General features: G+C 46.0%; 17 protein-coding genes. 6 read left to right on the plus strand and 11 right to left on the minus strand.

Features of this window, described 5'->3' with window-relative positions; all coding sequences use genetic code 11:
* Window positions 1-117: 117 nt before the first annotated feature.
* Window positions 118-1,281, plus strand: a complete 1,164-nt coding sequence (locus tag AB3N00_RS08640) for an oxalate decarboxylase family bicupin (RefSeq protein ID WP_413034169.1) — start codon at window positions 118-120, stop codon at window positions 1,279-1,281.
* A gap of 78 nt (window positions 1,282-1,359) precedes the next feature.
* Entirely contained in the window at window positions 1,360-2,499 is a 1,140-nt protein-coding gene (locus AB3N00_RS08645) for a zinc-dependent alcohol dehydrogenase (protein ID WP_413034170.1), read from the plus strand.
* 121 nt (window positions 2,500-2,620) lie between these two features.
* Here the strand turns inward: AB3N00_RS08645 and AB3N00_RS08650 are convergent, their stop codons facing one another.
* The 8 genes from AB3N00_RS08650 to AB3N00_RS08685 form a co-directional block, all read right to left on the minus strand.
* Window positions 2,621-3,406 carry a class I SAM-dependent methyltransferase gene (locus AB3N00_RS08650; protein ID WP_413034171.1) on the minus strand — a complete coding sequence of 262 codons (786 nt, stop codon included), beginning with the start codon at window positions 3,404-3,406 and terminating at the stop codon, window positions 2,621-2,623.
* A 162-nt stretch (window positions 3,407-3,568) separates the two neighbouring features.
* Window positions 3,569-5,533, minus strand: coding sequence for a fructose-specific PTS transporter subunit EIIC (locus AB3N00_RS08655; RefSeq protein ID WP_413034172.1), 1,965 nt, complete (start codon window positions 5,531-5,533; stop codon window positions 3,569-3,571).
* An 82-nt stretch (window positions 5,534-5,615) separates the two neighbouring features.
* A complete protein-coding gene (pfkB, locus tag AB3N00_RS08660; RefSeq protein ID WP_413034173.1) occupies window positions 5,616-6,527 on the minus strand; it encodes a 1-phosphofructokinase in 912 nt (303 codons plus the stop codon).
* 2 nt (window positions 6,528-6,529) lie between these two features.
* The gene (locus AB3N00_RS08665; protein ID WP_413034174.1) at window positions 6,530-7,276 is read right to left on the minus strand and encodes a DeoR/GlpR family DNA-binding transcription regulator; all 747 of its coding nucleotides are present in this window, start codon (window positions 7,274-7,276) and stop codon (window positions 6,530-6,532) included.
* Window positions 7,277-7,544: 268 nt separating this feature from the next.
* Window positions 7,545-8,021 carry a hypothetical protein gene (locus AB3N00_RS08670; RefSeq protein ID WP_413034175.1) on the minus strand — a complete coding sequence of 159 codons (477 nt, stop codon included), beginning with the start codon at window positions 8,019-8,021 and terminating at the stop codon, window positions 7,545-7,547.
* 149 nt (window positions 8,022-8,170) lie between these two features.
* Window positions 8,171-9,598 carry an NAD(P)-binding domain-containing protein gene (locus tag AB3N00_RS08675; protein WP_413034176.1) on the minus strand — a complete coding sequence of 476 codons (1,428 nt, stop codon included), beginning with the start codon at window positions 9,596-9,598 and terminating at the stop codon, window positions 8,171-8,173.
* A 396-nt stretch (window positions 9,599-9,994) separates the two neighbouring features.
* Window positions 9,995-10,948, minus strand: coding sequence for an SDR family NAD(P)-dependent oxidoreductase (locus tag AB3N00_RS08680; protein ID WP_413034177.1), 954 nt, complete (start codon window positions 10,946-10,948; stop codon window positions 9,995-9,997).
* 112 nt (window positions 10,949-11,060) lie between these two features.
* Window positions 11,061-11,582: a TetR/AcrR family transcriptional regulator gene (locus AB3N00_RS08685; protein WP_413034178.1), complete on the minus strand. Its 522-nt coding sequence runs from the start codon at window positions 11,580-11,582 to the stop codon at window positions 11,061-11,063.
* A gap of 390 nt (window positions 11,583-11,972) precedes the next feature.
* Here AB3N00_RS08685 and AB3N00_RS08690 point away from each other — a divergent pair, with 390 nt between their 5' ends.
* On the plus strand, window positions 11,973-12,152 hold the full coding sequence (locus AB3N00_RS08690; RefSeq protein ID WP_413034179.1) for a hypothetical protein: 180 nt from the start codon (window positions 11,973-11,975) through the stop codon (window positions 12,150-12,152).
* Window positions 12,153-12,220: 68 nt separating this feature from the next.
* Here AB3N00_RS08690 and AB3N00_RS08695 read toward each other — a convergent pair whose 3' ends face one another.
* The 3 genes from AB3N00_RS08695 to AB3N00_RS08705 all read right to left on the minus strand — a co-directional run bounded on the left by AB3N00_RS08695 (window position 12,221) and on the right by AB3N00_RS08705 (window position 15,736).
* Window positions 12,221-12,997 carry a hypothetical protein gene (locus AB3N00_RS08695; protein ID WP_413034180.1) on the minus strand — a complete coding sequence of 259 codons (777 nt, stop codon included), beginning with the start codon at window positions 12,995-12,997 and terminating at the stop codon, window positions 12,221-12,223.
* A gap of 33 nt (window positions 12,998-13,030) precedes the next feature.
* Window positions 13,031-13,996: an ABC transporter substrate-binding protein gene (locus tag AB3N00_RS08700; protein ID WP_413034181.1), complete on the minus strand. Its 966-nt coding sequence runs from the start codon at window positions 13,994-13,996 to the stop codon at window positions 13,031-13,033.
* Window positions 13,997-14,104: 108 nt separating this feature from the next.
* Window positions 14,105-15,736: a helix-turn-helix domain-containing protein gene (locus tag AB3N00_RS08705; RefSeq protein ID WP_413034182.1), complete on the minus strand. Its 1,632-nt coding sequence runs from the start codon at window positions 15,734-15,736 to the stop codon at window positions 14,105-14,107.
* A 353-nt stretch (window positions 15,737-16,089) separates the two neighbouring features.
* Between AB3N00_RS08705 and AB3N00_RS08710 the strand changes: the two genes are divergently transcribed.
* The 3 genes from AB3N00_RS08710 to AB3N00_RS08720 all read left to right on the plus strand — a co-directional run bounded on the left by AB3N00_RS08710 (window position 16,090) and on the right by AB3N00_RS08720 (window position 17,580).
* The gene (locus tag AB3N00_RS08710) at window positions 16,090-16,509 is read left to right on the plus strand and encodes a MarR family winged helix-turn-helix transcriptional regulator (RefSeq protein WP_413034183.1); all 420 of its coding nucleotides are present in this window, start codon (window positions 16,090-16,092) and stop codon (window positions 16,507-16,509) included.
* Between the two features lie 30 nt (window positions 16,510-16,539).
* Window positions 16,540-17,190, plus strand: a complete 651-nt coding sequence (locus tag AB3N00_RS08715; protein ID WP_413034184.1) for a nitroreductase family protein — start codon at window positions 16,540-16,542, stop codon at window positions 17,188-17,190.
* 93 nt (window positions 17,191-17,283) lie between these two features.
* Entirely contained in the window at window positions 17,284-17,580 is a 297-nt protein-coding gene (locus AB3N00_RS08720; protein ID WP_413034185.1) for a putative quinol monooxygenase, read from the plus strand.
* Window positions 17,581-17,726: the final 146 nt, after the last annotated feature.

A 17,726-nucleotide genomic window follows, 5' to 3' on the forward strand; every position in this document is an offset into this window, starting at 1 on the left:
ATCTTCATGGTCACGTCTTTTCCTGCTGTCCTTCATAATATCCATGCCCTCACTCATAAATCTATGAATGACGACTCAGGTCTGTATTAGCATGACCTGAACTGGAGGGGATATCGAATGACAAAAGGATCACAACATAATGGTAAACCAATTACTGTTCCACAACCGATCCGAAACGATGGTGCTGGTGGACCGGATTTGGGTCCACGTGATGTAATGAGAGACCTTGAAAATCCGGATATGCTGGTTCCTCCAGCAACGGATGCGGGTTTGCTGCCCAATATGAAGATGTCCTTTTCCGATACACATATGCAATTAAACCACGGCGGCTGGTCACGTGAGATAACAGTGCGTGATCTGCCAATTGCCACAACACTGGCTGGAGTAAATATGAGTTTGACACCTGGTGGCGTGCGCGAGCTCCACTGGCATCAACAGTCCGAATGGGCATATATGATTTGGGGTACGGCAAGAATTACGTCCGTGGATCAGGAAGGCCGCAATTTTATCGCTGATGTCGGACCTGGAGATCTGTGGTTTTTCCCCAAAGGACTACCGCATTCCATACAGGGACTGGAAGAGGGCTGTGAATTTTTGCTTGTTTTTGATGATGGGTCCTTCTCGGATCTGAACACGCTATCCATATCCGACTGGTTTGCGCATACTCCTGCAGAGGTCTTATCAGTTAATTTTGGCGTGTCAGCGTCTGCATTTCAGTCCAGGCCGACAGAACAAGTTTATATTTTCCAGGATCAGATCCCTGGTTCTCTCGCAAGTCAAGAAGTTCCGTCACCCTACGGTACCGTCCCACTCTCATTCAAACATCGCCTCCTCGCTCAGGAACCCCTGATAACGCCAGGGGGAAGCGTGCGCATCGTAGATTCCACCAACTTCCCCATCTCCACAACCGTTGCCGCAGCATTAGTCGAGATCAAACCTGGTGGCATGCGCGAATTACACTGGCATCCAAATGCGGATGAATGGCAATACTATCTGACCGGGCAAGGAAGAATGACTGTATTTGGGGGCAACGGTACTGCGCGCACATTTAACTACAGAGCCGGAGATGTAGGGTATGTTCCGGTTGCCATGGGACACTACGTTCAGAATACAGGCACAGAAACCTTGTGGTTTTTGGAGATCTTCAGAAGTGACCGCTTCGAGGACATTTCGTTGAATCAGTGGATGGCATTGACACCTCGTGAGCTTGTCCGTGAAAATCTGCACGCTTCCTCCGAGCTGCTTAACGCGCTGCGTAAAGTGAAGTGGCCTGTCGTTTAATTTGGCATGGACCTCTATCAAATGGCCCCGTACGGGGTAATTCTCAGAGAGTCACAATATGATAGGAGGAATATGTTGATGAGAGCCGTTACTTTTCAAGGAACCAAGGATATTCAGGTGAAACAGGTTGAAGATCCGAGACTGCAACAAAAGGATGACATTATCGTGCGTATTACTTCCACCGCCATATGTGGATCAGATCTTCATATTTATCAGGGAGCTTTGCCAGCCGAGAAGGATTATGTCATCGGTCATGAACCGATGGGGATCGTGGAAGAAGTCGGTCCTGAAGTCACACGCGTAAAAAAGGGGGACCGCGTGGTCCTGCCTTTTAACATTTCCTGTGGCGAATGTTTCTATTGCAATCACGACATGGAGAGCCAGTGTGACAATTCTAATGGTAATCCCGATATCCACACCGGTGGTTATTTCGGTTTTACGGAACGGTACGGAAATTATCCTGGTGGACAGGCTGAATATTTGCGCGTGCCTTACGGTAACTTCATGCCGTTCGTGATTCCGGAATCCTGTGAATTGGAAGATGAAGCTCTGCTGTTTCTGTCCGATGTTCTTCCCACCGCTTACTGGAGTGTGGAAAATGCCGGTGTTAAACCAGGAGATACCGTAACTGTGCTTGGGAGCGGACCAATTGGCCTGATGACGCAGAAGTTTGCCTGGATGAAAGGCGCCAAGCGGGTTATTGCGGTTGACCGGCTTCCGTATCGTTTGGAAAAAGCCAAACGCATGAATGATGTGGAAGTCTTCAATTTTGAAAATCATGATGATATGGGCGCACATATCCGTGAGATTACGGGCGGGGGTACCGATGTGGTGATCGACTGCGTCGGCATGGACGGCAAGAAATCCACGTTGGAGGAGATCGGGCAGAAGCTGAAACTTCACGGCGGTGCACTGAGTGCCATTGAAATCGGCATGAAAGCCGTTCGTAAATTCGGTACACTTCAGCTTACCGGTGTGTATGGCTCGTCCTACAACATGTTCCCGCTCGGCAGTATGTTTGAACGCAATATTAATCTTAAAATGGGACAGGCTCCTGTCATCCACTATATGCCGGAATTGTTCCGCAAAATTACTGCGGGCGAGTTCGATCCGACCGAAATTGTCTCCCATCGCATTGCGCTCGAAAATGCCAGTGAGGCATACCGGATATTCAACGATCATGAAGACGAGTGTACTAAAGTTGTGCTGAAACCTTAATGAATGATCCCAATGAAAAAGGCAGGTGCTCCCTTTACAGGTGCATCTGCCCTTTTGGTTGTTGTTTTACCTGTGCAAACGGATGAAAAATGTCTCTGTTATCATTGCCCGCATACTACGGCTATCTCGCTTTTGACGCCTGAATGAATACACTCTCTCCCCCGAAGCTCTCAAGTTTGCCTGGTAATACCTCTTCAAACCTAAAAAACTTTTTAATCACCGAAGGTGCACAGAGCATGCTTGCTTCAAGCTCTCTTCCATCTGGTTCCGGCAGTCCGGCACGCTTACACCAGTCTTCAAAGGCAAAGTTTTTCTCAAAGGAAATCATCGATCCCACTTGGTATTCCGCAATCTCTATCATCCGGATCCACTCCGACTTGCGCCACGCACGAACATGACTGGGATCCCGGCGCTTCTCCACTTCATTGTAAAATTGATCATATTCATCACGCTCAGGTGCCACGTTGTCAATCAATAACAGCCTGCCACCTGGTTTCGTTACTCGGTACGCCTCAGATAGAAAAGACGGCACATCCGGAAAATGATGCGCGGCAATCCGGCAGGTGACAATGTCAAAGACATCATCATCAAACGGCAAATGCTCTGCATCCCCCGGCACAAACTTCACATTTTGATGCCCCTTCCCCCGAATAAAGCGTTCAGCCACCTGAAGCATCTCTTCGGTTAAATCCAGTGCAGTTACCTGCTGAACAAGTGGTGCCAATGCGCACGCAACATGTCCTCCTCCAGTTGCTATATCAAGTACATGCATATCTGGACTTGCTTGGGATGAAGCCACCAGTAAATCAAGATCCTCACCTTTTGCATGTCCAGGACTGGTCACATACTTCTCGGCATTGTTGCCAAATTGTTTTTGTACTTGTCCTTTCGTTGCATCATTCGTCAATATGCTTCCTCCTTGCCAAATGTTCCGATAGATGAAACATCGTTTCAAAAGTTAAATTATTGTAACTATTTTAACACAGATTGATGCTCAGCGAAAATAAAAAAGCATCTCCTGAATGAAGCCCACTCAGGAAATGCCTTGTTACCATTAAATTAAATCTTTCTATTTCACAATGGTCGGTGACTTCTTCCACAATCCCAGAATCAGACCGGAGATCACTGCACCAATCGCAACGGCGAGCAGGAACAGCATCGCATGATTTGCCAAAGCTGCTACGAAGATTCCACCATGCGGTGCCGGTACGTTAATGCTCCAGAGCTGTGTGAGTCCGCCTGCAACAGCAGAACCAATGATACAGGATGTCAGTACACGCAGCGGATCAGCAGCAGCGAATGGAATTGCGCCTTCCGTAATGAAAGATAAACCGAGTACATAGTTAGTCAAGCCCGATTTGCGTTCTTGCTCCGTGAATTTGGATTTGAAGAACGTTGAAGCCAGAGCGATGGCCAGAGGTGGCACCATACCGCCTGCCATAACGGCAGCCATCCAGGCACCGTCCGTATTGCCACTTGATGTGAACACACCAATTGCAAATGTATAGGCTGCCTTATTGAACGGCCCACCCATATCAATGGACATCATGCCACCAAGCAGCAAGCCAAGCAATACGGCATTTCCTGTTCCCAGATTTCCAAGTGCATCTACAAGCCATGTGTTAAGTGAGCCAAAGATCGGATCGAAGATATAGTAACTGATTGCACCAACAATGAGCAATCCGAACACGGGATACAACAGAATCGGTTTCAAACCGTCAATGGCTTTCGGCAATCCTTTGAACAATTTACGCAAACCAATAACAACATAACCTGCCAGGAAACCGGCAGCAAGTCCGCCAAGGAAACCAGCATTGGAGTTAACCGCCATCAATCCACCAACCATACCCGGCATCAGAGCTGGGCGATCACCGATACTCATGGCAATAAATCCGGCCAGTACTGGAATCAGGAAGTGGAATGCACCCGTTCCGCCACCAATGGTCTGCAGCAGCTGAAAGAGGGGATTATCCTCGCTTGCAAGCTGTTCGATCAGGAAAGAGATTGCGAGCAGAATTCCGCCACCCACGACAAACGGAAGCATGTGCGAAATCCCGTTCATCAAATCCTTATAAATCTTGCTGCCTACGCTCATTTTGCCCGCACTGGATCCATCTTCCTTCACGTTACTTCCACCTTGGCTGCGATAGATTGGAGCATCTCCATTCACTGCTTTGCGAATCAGCTCTTCAGACTTCCGAATACCATCGCTTACCGGTCTTTGCAATACCGGTTTACCGTCAAATCGGGCCATCTCCACATTTTTGTCCGCTGCCACGATAACACCTTTGGCACGAGCAATCTCGTCTGGAGTCAAAACATTCTGGGCTCCCTCGGAACCATTCGTTTCAACGCGGATATTAATGCCCATTTCCTGAGCTTTCTTTTTAAGTGCATCTTCAGCCATAAAGGTGTGTGCAATCCCTGTTGGGCAAGCCGTAACGGCAACTACGAAATCCTCGGAATTCTCATTCCCAATGATCACACCAGGAGCTTGCTGTGTAGAGCTGGCCTCGCTTGCTGCTTTTGCAGCCTTTTCTGCTTTGGCTTTCTCCTTGGCAGCTTCTTTCTTCGCTGCTTCCTCCTGCTTCGCATCAAATAGTGCACTCACTTCTGCAGGCGTATCTGTACTCATCAATTGAGCGATGAAATCGCTATCAATCAGCAGCCTGGAAAGAGCAGCTAGTGTGCGCAGATGGGTATTACCCGCACCTTCAGGCGCCGCAATCATGAAGAATATATGAGCAGGCTCACCATCAAGCGCTGCAAAATCAAGTCCTTTTCTGCTTTTCGCAAATACAACTGTTGGTTCATTCACTGCAGAAGTCTTGGCATGGGGCATTGCAATACCGCCACCAATCCCTGTGCTGGATTCTGCTTCCCTTTTATAGATCATTTCCTTGAACAAAACCGGATCATTAATGCGTCCACTTTTGTTCAGACTTGCAATCAGTTCATCAATGGCTTCATCTTTGGTTGTGGCTTGCAGGTCCATGATCATCGTTTCCTGGATCATCAGGTCTGTTATTCTCATGTGTTACACTCCCTTAAGTTCAGTCGGCCTGCACTCCGCAGGCCGGATTATATTTACAATTGGCTTGCACTGATATTCGGTTCTACATTTTGGTAATGGTGACCTGGCTTCTCAGTTCTTCAATGAATTCGCGTGTTGCGAGGTCATCGGAGAAGGCCGTTGCACTTCCCGAAGCGACTCCTGTACGGAATGCTTCAAGGATGTCTCCGTTTAATACATAGGTGCCTACGAATCCTCCAATCATGGAATCTCCAGCCCCAACCGAATTTTTCACAATGCCTTTTGGAACATTCGCATGATAAACATCCGATCCGGTAATGAACAGCGCCCCTTCTCCAGCCATGGAGATTAACACTTGCTTGGCTCCCGCTTCCAGCAGCTTGCGACCATACAACACAAGCTCTTCCCGTGTCTCGATGCTTACCCCGAAAAGTTCAGCAAGCTCGTGATGGTTCGGCTTCACCAGTAATGGCTTATGCACGAGTGCTTCCATCAACGCTGGTCCAGTAGTATCAATCACAAACTCTGCACCCGTTTGTTTGCATACCTGGATGAGACGATCATAAAAATCAGTTCCAAGGGACGGCGGAACACTGCCCGATAGAATGACGATATCCCCTGTTTGCAAGGAGGATAGCTTGTGAAGCAGCTCTTCTGCTTCTTCTGCACGAATCGCTGGACCAAGTCCGTTAATTTCGGTCTCATCTCCGTGCTTCAACTTGATATTGATCCGAGTATCATCCGCAATGGTAACGAAATCAGTCTGAATATGATCTGACTGCAATTTGTCATTAATGAAGCGTCCCGTGAATCCACCAAGGAATCCAAGCGCCGTGTTACCTGCTCCCAGCTGATTCAGCACACGTGATACATTGATGCCTTTGCCGCCCGGAAGTTTCAAATCCCGGTTCATGCGATTCAAGCCGCCGAGCTTCAGGTCATCCACTTCCACGATGTAATCAATGGAAGGATTAAGCGTTATCGTATATATCATTGTTATCCCTCAATTATTTTAGTTTTCTGCTCAATGACGGGCCGCCAGTGCTCTGGCATCTGCTCCGTAATCAGGTCTGCCTCCTCAAGCTCGAACAATTTGGCAAAAGTAATTTCGCCGATTTTGCTCGAATCTGCCAGTACATATGATTTTCCGGACAATTGATGTGCACGCCTCTTAATCAGGGCTTCCTCCGGGTCTGGAGTCGTATACCCCATCTCGGCATCCACACCGTTTGTACCAAGGAAACATTTATCAAAACGAAAGTTGTCCATGTTTTGCAGCGCGATACTGCCGATTACGGCTTTGGTATGAATTTTCATCATGCCACCAAGCAAATAACTCCGAATCCGCTTGCTTACCAGCGCTTCCACATGAGACAGGCCGTTGGTCACAACGGTTACATCCTTGGCTTCAATGTAGGGAATCATGGCCAATGTTGTCGTACCTGCATCCAGATAAATGCAATCGCCATTTTCGATCTCCTGTGCAGCCAAACGAGCAATCGTCACCTTTTGTTGAATGTTTTTGGACGTTTTCTCTTCCATGCCCGGTTCCAGTGTCTTCTCATTCATGAGTGCTGCTCCGCCATGTATACGTTTCAGCATCTGACGGCTCTCCAAATCAATTAGATCACGTCTTATCGTTGATTCGGAAGCACCAAGCACGTCGACAAGCTCTTGCAATTTGACAATCCCTTGTTGATGTAAGCGCTCTATAATTGCAGCGTATCGTTCTTCAGTCAGCATCTTCATTCCTCCAACTGCTTCTATAGTAACATAAATCTCGCAAAAAACAATCATTTTCATTCAAAATAATTTATAAACCTTCAAAAATTCACAACTTTCGCCTTTTGCACTCCAGTATCTCCCATAATATAAACTAAAACGTTCACTTTCATCCAATACTAAAATCCTATTCCAATCGTTTCTACTCCCTAGCAAGCGGTAGTATCCTCTATCCTTGCTCAAACATCAAAAAAACCTGCAGCTGTTACATTGCAGGATTATCAAACATCTATGGATTCATCCCTGGTTTGGGTTTAAGCCATTTTCCCTCTTCATTAATAAAAGCACCTTTGAAGCGTCCCATCTCCAACTGCTCAATCAGCTTGTTTTCATCCGTAGCCAGAATCTCTGCCAGCTGTTCAGATGTGTAATAATCGTCGGGATCATAGTCTACTAAGAGAGGAACTGCTGTATCATACAATTCTTTAATCATATTCTCGAACGATTGCCTTCCCAGGTCTTCCATATCCCTATAAAACTGCAGAGGGTGAGACACCATGTTTCGAAAAGACTTGTTCTCCAGGTTCATCCAAAGCGTATTACATGCCTGGACACTCATGTAGTTTTGCTCTACATCGAAAAATTGAATATCCTCAATCTTCATATACTTCTCCTGAAAAGCAACAATCTTGATCATGGGTACGCCCCGTTTGCGGGAAGCTTTCTTCAAATGGGCTCTAAACTGTTCGTAGTTCATTTCTTTCATCTACTTACACCTGCCTTTACATGTTCCATTCGACATTTTACAACAAAACCGCACAGAGTGTAAGATTCTCCTATAAAATAAACAAAACCGCACAGCATAAGCACGCTGCACGGTCTATAGGATTGGAAAAGGATTGGATAAGAACTGGATCAGCCAGGAACGCCACTTTTGGCCCAAGATGCTGTAAATTCCTGTTCATTATAATCATAAAATTGCTGCAGTATCGTCTCCCGGTCATCTAGAAACAGCTGATCAGCTATGGCAGACACAAGCTTCGGAACAGCACTCTTGGTACCGGAGATTGCAGAGGCGGACAAGCCACAACTTGCAAGAGCCGAGTAATTGAAAACGAATAACCCATGCAGCTGTGATTCACCTGCTTCACTTCTGCTTGTCATGGCAAATCCGGAAGTAAGGAAGGGATGTGCATCCAGCAGCTCATTGCGATGCTCAGGCGGAGCCTGATAACAATCTGCCCAACGAGCAATATGTTTTTCCACCAGTTGGAGTTCTGGTCGTAATGCGGGATCACTTAACAGCCCCGTACTAATCACCAGGAAATCAAAAGCAAATTGCCCCTCAGCTGTCGTGACCACTGCTCCATTATCATTCGCTTCCACATTGAGCCAAGGTGAATTCAAATGTAATTCGAATCCTGGCCAGGCCGCAGCCCGGTTGAAGGTATCGTTGGTTGGAGGCTGATTGAATTGAAAAAAGTGTGAGATTACCGCGTATTTATCGGCTGCTTGTAATGCATGGAAACGTTCAATCATTCCGGATTGCTCCATCTGACGTATGGGATTGACACTTGGGAGTTGTTTTCTCCGCACAAATACATGAGCTTCAGCCGCACCTGCTGCGAGTGCAAAACTCGCATTATCAAAAGCAGAAGCACCTCCCCCAAGCACAGCAATTCTTTTGCCACGCAGCCGTTCAAAATCAATAGCCTCCGAAGTATGAGCGTACAGCTCTCTTGGCAATCGTTCGGCAATCATGGGTGGTACATGCCACTCTCCACCTCCCTGTATACCGGTGGCCAGCACAACTTTACGCGCGAGCAGCTTATCCGGAGTAGCTCCGGGACCCTCCACGTGAAGTCGGTGGACTCCTTCAGGCATGGGTTCGATCATTTTCAATTTCACTTCGTTGATTACAGGCAGATTCAACACTTCCCTGTACCAACGCAAATAATTCATCCAATCCCCGCGTGGAATCTTGTCCAGCGCCTGCCAGCCTTCAGGGCCAACCTGTGCCTCCCACCAGGACCGAAACGTTAAGGAGGGAATTCCAAGATCAATGGACGTCAGATGTTTAGGTGTACGCAGGGCTACCATACGAGCGTATGTCTCCCAAGGTCCCTCCAGTCCAGCCTTATTTTCGTCGATAATTAGAATGTTAGATATCCGCTCACGCAGAAGGCCAAAAGCAGCCCCCAGTCCACTCTGTCCGCCACCGACAATAATTACATCATATACATGTCCATCGGCATGTTCGGTTGCACGCACCCAATCTGCCCCGCCATATGCCAAATAAGTGAGATCGTCTTTTACACGTTGGTTCAAAGCTTCAAGGCTCATGATCCTCAACCCTTTCAATATACACTCTGTAAAAATGAGATGTATCTTCTTTTTGAAAAATGATGTCAGATTAACGTCAGATCAAGGGATTCGTTGTATTTTTTTGTATCTCCGCGGTATATTACCGTTTATTATATGAGTTCTTTTTCTTGTTTTGAAGTTCACGTCATATATATTGTCATCACTCCTAAAAATAACTAACATGCTTGTGGATAGTAACGAAACAAAGCCTGATGTCCTATCGGTTTTCTACCTAAAACCAAAATGCCACTATTCATGTTCATCTTGATTGAAGACAAAAAAAGCAGACCCGTAAAACTGGATCTGCCCATCATTGGATATACCATATCTTTTTTGTTAGTGATCAATCAATTACAAATCAATAAAAAATATAATTTACTTCTTCTGCAGCTGTCTGATCGTAAAAGCAATTCCTTCTTCGAATGAGGTCGCCTCTACCGGACCAATGTATCGCTCGTACTTTTGTCGGCTTAATATGAGCGGCTCCTCGGTCAGATATAACATTTCTATAATCTCCCTCATTACCGGCACCCCCAGCCCAATCAAGGACAACCCGATTCTACCTAGCGGCACTACAGGTTTGGTTACACCTGCCGCCTTCTGAGCAATCCGGACGATGTCATTACCTGCAATGATACCTGAACCGGGAATATTCCAGTTCTGCCCATACGTATCCTCCCTGTTTGCCAACTCCACCACCATAACTGCTGCGTCAGGTAAATAGATATACTCTCGTGAAGTCTTCATATTACCGATAAAGAAGGCCATTTTGCCTTTCGCTATGGATTCAAGTGTTGATCCCAGATAAGAGGCATCGTTCGCTGTAGGACCATAATAATCAGGTAAACGTACAATCATGACCTGGGCTCTGGACCATCTGCTGCTGAACAGCATCTGCTCATAGGCCAGTCTTGTTTTTCCTTTGCGGGTATGCGGCTGCTTCGGATGTTCCTCCGTTACTTCTTTCATTTGTCTTCTCCCGTAAGGGTAGATCCCATCGATGACCACAACTTTCAGACCCAGCTGTTCTGCTGCCTCCATAACGGACTCACCAAGTGGCATCAGCCTGCTTTCCATTTCGTTGTAGGGGACATTAGCACAGTGAAACATCACATCAACTTCCTGGGAAGCGGCAATAATCTCATTCGGTTCGAAGGCATCCCCCACAGCGAGCTGAAGGTGACTTGGAGACCCCAATGCTGCAGCAAGCTGTTCCAATTTGTGTCGTGAACGTCCATAGGCCACAGTCGATATCCCCCTGTTAATCAATTCCTGTGTAACTGCCGCACCTGTTCCGCCTGTTGCACCGATAACAATCGCCTTTTTCATGTCAACTCTCCTCTTTCACTTAGTTATTGATCAATTACTTACCTGAAAACAATATAACTCATAATTAGTGATTGATCAATAACTAATCTTTAAAAAAGGGTAATCACCCTCTCTATCTCTCTTTGAGCTCAGGCATATCCAGTGCTGTCGATATATTACATAACATGCCGATCGCCAAGAAAACCAGCGTTCTTTGCTTCGGTTCGGCAATGCCTGCATTGCTAAAAGCATTCAACACCATCGTTCTTACTTCGCCAAACCCTTTTTTCATCGCCTGCCGGATGACGTCTTCCTGGATAGTTTGTGCTTGCATCTGAAGCAGAATTTCGCTTTTGTGAGACTCCAAAATCTTCTCGTACGCTTCAATCAAGTCGCTCTCCAGTTGATCCGGCGTCGCCGTCTCCACCACAAGCCGAAACGAATCAATGACCCGCGTCCACGAAACTTCCAGTGCAGTCAGCAACAGCGATTCTTTTGTTTTGAAAAAGCGAAAAATATACGGTTGCGAAATTTGTGCCCTTTCAGCTACTTGAGCTGTCGTTGCACGGTAATAGCCGATCTCTGCAAATACTTCGATGGCTGCCGAGATGATATCATTCCGCCGATTGACTGATGCAGTGCTATCTTTAGCCATGAACATTACACCTCTTATCCGTTATTAATTGATCAATAGCTAAAAGTATATAGGATAGCCGTAATCATTGCAAAAGTTCAACCCCTCCCCTTTTTAATCCTGTCCGGATTATAACCATAGGTTTGCCTGAACCGGCTGATGAAATAACTGCTATTCATATCCCCCACCTGTTGGCAGCCTCCATGACACTTGCCTGGCTCATGGCTTCCTCTACCCGTTTCTAAACGCAATGCAAAGATTACTTGTCAGTACGCCTAGTAACCATTTTTTCGTTAAAGCCCAACAAACCCGCAGACGCTGGCTCAAGCCACTGCAGGTTGTTGAACGATATTCAGTCGGATCATTTAGTGGAATTCCGCTATATCATCGATTCGCCAAAATGGCCCAGCTATGAATTTTATTTTTAGTGAACGAAACTGGTGCCACGGCTTCTATGCCCTCGTAACCGAAGAAGTGTGGGTTCATTATCCAGGCTGCCCTGTGTTGAATCAGCTTCACACCATTACCCTGTATCCTCAATCTCCCTTTATATACAAAAAGGATTTTGGACGGGGTGTAAAGGAAGCCTAGGGTATCCATTGCCGTGACAATAAGAGCGACTGAAGCAGATCCGTACGATGCGGTACAAAACCGTTAATTCACTGCTGTAGGAGATTATTCAGTCTCATATCCGGAGTAAGCTTGGGACAGCTGTTGCAATATCCATGAGAATGATCTCCATCACCCACCTGATACGCCAGGCAGCAATAACGACGAATATAAAGCAGCGGTCCCTTCCACTTCGAATGTTCGAAAGGTTGAAGCTGGATGGCAAAAGGGTTGGTTTCGGAGGGCTCTAACCACAAGTCCCGATCCTGTTCGATCCGATTCAGCCTTCGCTCCGTTAACCGACCCCACTGGCCCCTCATCAACCGGACATAGAGCTGTTGCACATTATGTGCAACCAAACTCCACATAACCTTCGGGCTTGCCTCTGTCACCTCGGATACTGATTGAAAAAGCTGGTCCAAGTGCTGCTTTAATCCATCCTTAAGAATGTCTATTTCTATTCTCCGCAGATCAGGATCTTCGCTGCCTTGCAGCGAAGCACTCTCCAATATCGTTTTGTATCGCATCCCACCTGATCCGTTTAGTTCAAACCGCACCATCTCGTCAACTATACTCAATCGGGCATCGTACAGACTGAAGGCAGAGATCACCGCCATCACAAATACCGAATAACGCTTGGCAAAAAGTGTACCAACGGCAATGTCCCCTTTTCCCCTCAGTTTAAGTCCCTGCTGAATGGCCTGTTCATGCAGAATTAACATCCGCTTCTCTTCGTCCAGCAAATCCTTTGCATAGAAAGGATATAGAGAATCTTCACGCATATCTCCGATTGAGGTTACGAAAAAGTTCCGTAATGTGTCCGTCATTTCCAAATGGTCAGAGTCTCGAATACTTCCCATCTACTCAATCATTTTCTGAACTTCGTCCATAATTTCACTTCGGCCAATTACTCCCCATCCCTTGAACAACCAGAAAGAGTCTGTCTCATAGACCTGATCTGCATGAACGGCCGGAACCTGCCTCCAGAGCGAGCTCTCGTTCATGCTGTTCAGATAATCCTGTCCGTTAGGATCAACTTCAAGAACGACGAAGTTTGCATCAATATCAGAAATTTTCTCCATGGAGAGATCCTCACGTTGTTCAGAAGGTGTCACAGCAGTAGGTTCAAACCCCAAATCATGATACAGGAGTGTGTTGGTGGGGTGTCCTTTTGCCGCATAGATTTGCAGATTCTTCTCTCTTACCCGCAAGTAAGCGAGTTTTTTCTGATCCAGTTGCGCGATCTTCTCCTTTAATTGAGCAGCCCGTTGCTCCACCTCGCCCATTTTTTCCTTGGCCAGATCCACCTTGTCGTACATTTCTGCAATCGTCAACAGATCCTGAGTCCAGTATGTGGTGTCATCTTCATAATCCAGCCATTCATTGCCCAGTACCACGGTTGGAGCAATCTTCTCCAGCTGTTCATATGTATTTTCCGCCGTTCGACTCTCAATGAGAATAACATCCGGGTTGATAGCAACGATCGCCTCCAGATTCGGACTGTCCGCTGAGCCTACCGTAGGAACCCCTTCCAGCTGGTCTGCAAAATAAGGCAGGTAATCTCCGCCGTAGCGTACTTCCACATTGACACCTGCAGGTTTCTCGCCGATGGTGAGCATATGATCAATATAAGCCGCGGACAAAACAACCATGCGTTCTATTTTTTTTGGCACCACCGCTGTTCCTTTCAGATGCTCAATCGATTGTGTGTTATTCTCTTGTGCGGATGTGCCCTGATTGGATTGGGCTGCTTCCGGTGCCTTGCCACATGCGCTCAAAACAAGTATAAGAAGTACCAAAAATATAAAAGAACTCTGTCTTAACATCTGTAATAGATCCCCTCTGCTATTTAATAATAATAATCATTATCAATATAATAGAAAAAGGGAATCCCTCTTACAATGGAATATCTCACCTTCCTTGCTTGCAGCATATCACCTTAACGAAATTCCAACCTGGTTGGCTACATAACGCATGGCCCACATCCGTCCAGCAGGTCCCAGTGTTTTGAAGAACATATCGCCTGCATCGTAAACCCGCCCCTCTTTCACTGCATCCAGTGCCAGCCAACGTTCGGATTGTTGCAATTGTCTCCACCTGGTACTCGCTTCTGCAGTTGGATCGATCATGACAAAAATATGATCTGCCTTGTATAGTTCCAAACGGTCAAGGTCAGCTTCCATAACCCATTTCTTCATCGGAAAACCATCAGGTAAATGGAATGGCAAATCATTATAAAGCAGAGCCCCTGTCTGGTTCGTCTTACCATACATCCGGTAGAACGCAGCGGTTATTCGTATAAACATCGCGCTCTGGGGTCCCCATCTGAACTGCATTTTCCGGTGCAGAATTTGCCTCAAGTCGGCATGTTGCTCCATCCAGCGTTCCGCCTGCTCTGCGCGCCCCAGAATATCTGCCATTTCCACAAGTCTTTCACCAACTTCGTTTGTGTGTTTGATCATGGCGGTCGGTGCAATATGATGCAACGCTTCATCCGGTGCGTAGCGATCACTCGTAAGAATTAGATCCGGTTTGACCTGTCTCAATCGATCATAGTTTCCGGTCAGTCCGTCTAGTTGAATATCTTCTGGAACGTTGGTATCAAGTTCAGGAACCCTCGTGTGACGTAAAACCCTTTGATTATAGGATAAGATGGTCACAGGCTTAAGCCCCAACGTAACGATATAATCGTCCAGCCCATAATATAAGGTGGCAATTCGGTTCACTCTCTTTTTCATATACATTGTCGGAGCAACACCCTCGGATTTTTTGAATATGCGACTGAAATAATGCTCATCCCTGTAACCGACCTGTTCCGCAATGTCCCTGATCTTGTCTGACGAGAACAAAAGCTGTTTGGCTTTGGACATACGCTGTTTTAGCACATACTCCATCGGAGTCATGTTGAATTGCAGTTTAAACGTCCGAATAAAATGGTTTACACTTAGTCCTGCCATCCGGGACATATGGTCAAGCCGGATTTCGTTCATATAATGACGAGTCATGTATTCTATGGCCTGCTCCATACCAGTGGCGGGGTGACTTTCTTGGTTCACACTTACCATAAGTCTGATTAACAACTGATGCAGAAGGTGTTTTCTGCGATTATTGTCCATGCTTTTCCCCATTGAAGTAACTCTCTCTGTTGTTAACGTCTGCATCCTTTCATCAAATTCCGGCAAATCGGAAGACAGATTCAGTTTGCCCGTCAACGTGAATTCAGGTTGCCTAACGAACCAGTTATTTTGGGAACGTGTCAGCTCAACACAAGAAAATAAAATGATTTCATATCGGGCTGGTTCTTCGGAGTACGTCCTAAACTCCACTCGCATTTCCGGCTTCAGCAGAAACCAGTCCCCCGTAGCCGCTGTGTTTACGGCATCATCAATCATCAGAATTCCTTTTCCAGAAACTACTCTGCATATGGCATACCTTTTCCAGTTTCTTCGTTTGACCACTCCAGGGTCCATTACATATTTACACACGTGAACCGAAGAGATGAATAGCTGTTCCAGCCTTTTAAGCGACATTTTTTCTTCCATGCGATATATCTTCTCCGTTCTCATCCAAATTGCCTGATTAAAAGTGCAACCGCACAACAATCCCTTCTATATCACTAAACTGATCCTAATTATAAATGATAATTCTCAATAACAACAAAGATTGATACGATCCAGCTATTCTGGAGACATAAAACAGGAAAAGACATAAGGCTTAATCCACACAAATCCCTTTTTTGGTCCCAAGTGTTGCAAAATAAAAACAGCCATGATATATTAGTTGAGCCATCAATGATTGATGCGTCAATGATTGAGGCGTCCATTATTTTTTATTAGCATTGGCACTGCATAAAGGCCGCAATCGGATTGTGTGAACATAAGCCGTTGTTCATGTCCAGATTCACCCGGGAGGTCTAGTCATGACACGTATCGTTTCAAACGAAGAGCAGATCATCAACCTGCTCAATGCACTTGGCAACAAAATCAGCCCCAAGTTCGAGCGCTGTACTGGGATCAGTTCATCACGTTTTGAGATTTTGTATGAATTGGATCAGGTCGACGAGATCAACCAATCGATGCTGCAAAAGATCATTAATATTGATAGTGCCGCCATTACCCGCCATTTGAAGCAGCTCGAAGTCGACGGCATGGTGAGCAGACGCAAAAATCCGGAAGACAACCGGGTCACCTTTGTTCGTCTGACTGATGATGGTCGCAAACATATTGAAGGTTACAAAGTAGAGAAGAAAAATTTCATTCATCAGATTTTACATGACTTCAGTGAAGAGGAAATTCAAGCTCTCGCGAGTTATCTCGAACGAATGCAAAACAATTTTTAATAAACCTTTTACAGAGGAGAGATTCATTTCATGAGTACCTTTCAAAGTACGTTCCAAAAAACAAATGATTTTAACGAAATCACATATGGCCGTCGTTCCGTTAAACTTTATGATCCTGAGGTAAAAATCAGCCGTGAAGAAATGACCGAAATTTTGGCAGAAGCTTCCCGCGCTCCATCCTCCATCAACCTGCAGCCTTGGCGTTTCCTGGTTGTCGACACCCCTGAAGGAAAAGAGAAGCTTGCTCCTCTTGCCAGATTCAATCAAAATCAGGTTCTGACTTCTTCCGCAGTCATTGGCGTGTTTATCGACATGAACAATGTTGATTATATGGAAGAGATTTTTGGTAAAGCTGTAGAACTTGGTTATATGCCACAAGAAGTGAAGGATATGCAGCTGGCCAAAGTAATGCCTTATTACGATGTTATGCCACCTTCCGCCCTTCGCGATGTCAACCTGATCGATGCAGGTCTGGTCTCCATGCAATTGATGCTTGTCGCACGTGCGCATGGTTATGATACCAACCCTATTGGCGGTTATGAAAAAGACCAAATCGCTGAAGCCTTCGGCATGGACAAAGAACGCTATCAACCAGTCATGCTGATCTCCATTGGCAAATCAGCCAAAGAAGGTCATCCATCCTACCGTCTGCCTGTTGATACCATTACAACTTGGGCATAATCGTCTTATCTTTACCTTTTTATTGAACAGCGTTACCCTTAACATTTCGGCACCATTCAAACAATTTATATACATTAACGGAGGTAGACACACATGATTATCATTCACGCACACCTGCAAATTCAACCGGAACAAGAGCAAGCTTTCCTCTCCGCAGCCAAAGAACTCGTTGCAGCCACACGCAATGAAGAAGGCAACATCAGCTACGCTCTGAACAAAAGCACAGAACAAGAACATCAATATGTCATGATCGAATTGTGGAAAGACGAAGCAGCTACAGCAGCTCATAACGCAAGCGCACATTTCCAAGCATTTGTTCAACAAGCACCATCATTCATGGCAGCTCCGATGAACGTGGAAGTATTCGCTGGCGAAGCGGTTAAACACTAAGATTGATCCGATTAATCCAATAACAAGGCATACAGGCTCCATTAGTGCCTTTAAAAAAGAAGCCGTCTCGAAGTCAATTTGACTTTGAAGCGGCTTTTTCCATTGGAGCAAAGGATATTTCAAACTCTGCCATTTTATAGGTCTTA

Source organism: Paenibacillus xylanilyticus (genome assembly GCF_047246825.1).
Lineage (GTDB): Bacteria > Bacillota > Bacilli > Paenibacillales > Paenibacillaceae > Paenibacillus > Paenibacillus xylanilyticus_B.

What these genes read in the sequence shown, in the direction of transcription:
- AB3N00_RS08640 (WP_413034169.1), top strand. Translation starts at nt 118, where the DNA reads ATGACAAAAGGATCACAACATAATGGTAAACCAATTACTGTTCCACAA.
- AB3N00_RS08645 (WP_413034170.1), top strand. Translation starts at nt 1,360, where the DNA reads ATGAGAGCCGTTACTTTTCAAGGAACCAAGGATATTCAGGTGAAACAG.
- AB3N00_RS08655 (WP_413034172.1), bottom strand. Translation starts at nt 5,533, where the DNA reads ATGAGAATAACAGACCTGATGATCCAGGAAACGATGATCATGGACCTG.
- pfkB (WP_413034173.1), bottom strand. Translation starts at nt 6,527, where the DNA reads ATGATATATACGATAACGCTTAATCCTTCCATTGATTACATCGTGGAA.
- AB3N00_RS08665 (WP_413034174.1), bottom strand. Translation starts at nt 7,276, where the DNA reads ATGCTGACTGAAGAACGATACGCTGCAATTATAGAGCGCTTACATCAA.
- AB3N00_RS08670 (WP_413034175.1), bottom strand. Translation starts at nt 8,021, where the DNA reads ATGAAAGAAATGAACTACGAACAGTTTAGAGCCCATTTGAAGAAAGCT.
- AB3N00_RS08675 (WP_413034176.1), bottom strand. Translation starts at nt 9,598, where the DNA reads ATGAGCCTTGAAGCTTTGAACCAACGTGTAAAAGACGATCTCACTTAT.
- AB3N00_RS08680 (WP_413034177.1), bottom strand. Translation starts at nt 10,948, where the DNA reads ATGAAAAAGGCGATTGTTATCGGTGCAACAGGCGGAACAGGTGCGGCA.
- AB3N00_RS08685 (WP_413034178.1), bottom strand. Translation starts at nt 11,582, where the DNA reads ATGGCTAAAGATAGCACTGCATCAGTCAATCGGCGGAATGATATCATC.
- AB3N00_RS08690 (WP_413034179.1), top strand. Translation starts at nt 11,973, where the DNA reads ATGAATTTTATTTTTAGTGAACGAAACTGGTGCCACGGCTTCTATGCC.
- AB3N00_RS08695 (WP_413034180.1), bottom strand. Translation starts at nt 12,997, where the DNA reads ATGACGGACACATTACGGAACTTTTTCGTAACCTCAATCGGAGATATG.
- AB3N00_RS08700 (WP_413034181.1), bottom strand. Translation starts at nt 13,996, where the DNA reads ATGTTAAGACAGAGTTCTTTTATATTTTTGGTACTTCTTATACTTGTT.
- AB3N00_RS08705 (WP_413034182.1), bottom strand. Translation starts at nt 15,736, where the DNA reads ATGAGAACGGAGAAGATATATCGCATGGAAGAAAAAATGTCGCTTAAA.
- AB3N00_RS08710 (WP_413034183.1), top strand. Translation starts at nt 16,090, where the DNA reads ATGACACGTATCGTTTCAAACGAAGAGCAGATCATCAACCTGCTCAAT.
- AB3N00_RS08715 (WP_413034184.1), top strand. Translation starts at nt 16,540, where the DNA reads ATGAGTACCTTTCAAAGTACGTTCCAAAAAACAAATGATTTTAACGAA.
- AB3N00_RS08720 (WP_413034185.1), top strand. Translation starts at nt 17,284, where the DNA reads ATGATTATCATTCACGCACACCTGCAAATTCAACCGGAACAAGAGCAA.